1 protein-coding gene is annotated in these 1,783 nt (G+C 69.9%); it reads left to right on the forward strand.

From position 1 onward, the window contains the following. Positions 1–1,783: amino acid adenylation domain-containing protein (locus tag IU459_RS37025; protein ID WP_195134238.1), on the forward strand; the 1,783-nt coding region annotated here is incomplete at both ends.

Below are 1,783 nucleotides of genomic sequence, written 5' to 3' on the forward strand. Positions count from 1 at the left end.
GCGTTCGCCCGCCGCCTCGATCGCGTCCTCGCGGCCGTGACCGCCGATCCGACCGTCCCGATCGGTGACATCGACCTGCTCGCGCCCGAGGAGCACGCGCGGGTGCTGGTCGATTGGAACGACACCGGGCGTCCGGTGGACCAGCTCGCCACGCTGGTCTCGCTGTTCGACGCGCAGGCGGCGGCCACGCCCGATGCGATCGCGCTGGAATTCGACGACGAGCGGCTGACCTATCGCCAGTTGCAGGAGCGGGCCAACCGCATCGCGCGGCAGCTGATCGGCGCGGGTGTCGGCCCGGAATCGCTGGTGGCGCTGGCGCTGCGGCGCTCGACCGAACTGGTCGTCGCGATGTACGCGGTGGTGCAGACCGGCGCGGCCTACGTCCCCCTGGACCCGGACCAGCCCGCCGACCGCGTCAACTACATCATCGAGACCGCGCGGCCGAGGATGATCCTCTACCGCTCGGCGGACGGTTTCGACTTCGACCCGCAGCCGCAGGTGACGGTGCTTTCGGTCGAGGGCATCGAAGGGGTGCCCGGCTTCGCCGCCACCAGCGGCGCGCCGATCACCGACGACGAGCGCACGCGGCCGTTGCGGCCGGAGAACACCGCGTACGTGATCTTCACCTCCGGTTCGACCGGCCGCCCGAAGGGTGTGGCGGTCAGCCACGCCGCGATCGTCAACCGGCTGCTGTGGATGCAGCACGAGTACCCGATCGGTCCCAAGGACGCGGTGCTGCAGAAGACCCCCGCCACGTTCGACGTGTCGGTATGGGAGTTCTTCTGGCCGTTGCAGACCGGTGCCAGGTTGGTCGTCGCGCGCCCCGATGGGCACCGCGACCCGGTCTATCTGTCCCAGGTCATCGCCGAGAAGCACATCACCACAGCGCATTTCGTGCCGTCGATGCTCTCGGTCTTCGTCGCCACGCTGGGTAATGAGAACGGCGACGGTCTCGCCGCGCCGCGGCTACGGCAGGTCTTCGCCTCCGGCGAGGCGCTGCCGGCGCAAACGGCACAACGCTTGCGCGAGCTGACCGGCGCGCGGTTGCACAACCTGTACGGCCCCACCGAGGCCGCGGTCGACGTGACCTATCACGAAGCGACGGACGCGGATACGGTGTCGGTGCCGATCGGACGCCCGGTGTGGAACACCCGCGTCTTCGTGCTGGACAGCCGTCTGCACCCGGTCGCGCCGGGTGTCGCGGGTGAGTTGTATCTCGCGGGCGATCAGCTCGCGCTGGGCTACCTGGGCCGATCGGACCTGACCGCGGACCGGTTCGTCGCCAACCCGTACGGCGCGCCGGGTGAGCGGATGTACCGCACCGGTGACCTGGTGACCTGGACCGCCGACGGTGAGCTGGAATACCTGGGCCGCACCGACTTCCAGGTGAAGCTGCGCGGTCTGCGCATCGAGCTGGGCGAGATCGAGGCCGCGCTGCTGGCGCAGCCGGGTGTCGCCCAGTCGGTGGTCGTGCTCCGCTCCGACGCCCACGCGGGTGACCAGCTGGTCGGCTACCTGGTGGCCGAGGCCGAGACGACCGTCGACATCGATGAGGTGAAGGCCGCGCTGGCCACCGCGCTGCCGGGTTACATGATCCCGGCCGCGCTGGTCGTGCTGAACGCGTTCCCGGTCAACGCCTCCGGCAAGCTCGATCGCAAGGCGCTGCCTGCGCCGGTTTTCGAGGCCAAGGTGTTCCGTGCCCCGTCCACTCCGATCGAGGAGATCGTGGCGGAGGTCTTCGCCGATCTGCTCGGCGTGCCGCGCGTCGGCGTGGACGACGACT

Source organism: Nocardia amamiensis, from assembly GCF_015477605.1.
Lineage (GTDB): Bacteria > Actinomycetota > Actinomycetes > Mycobacteriales > Mycobacteriaceae > Nocardia > Nocardia amamiensis_A.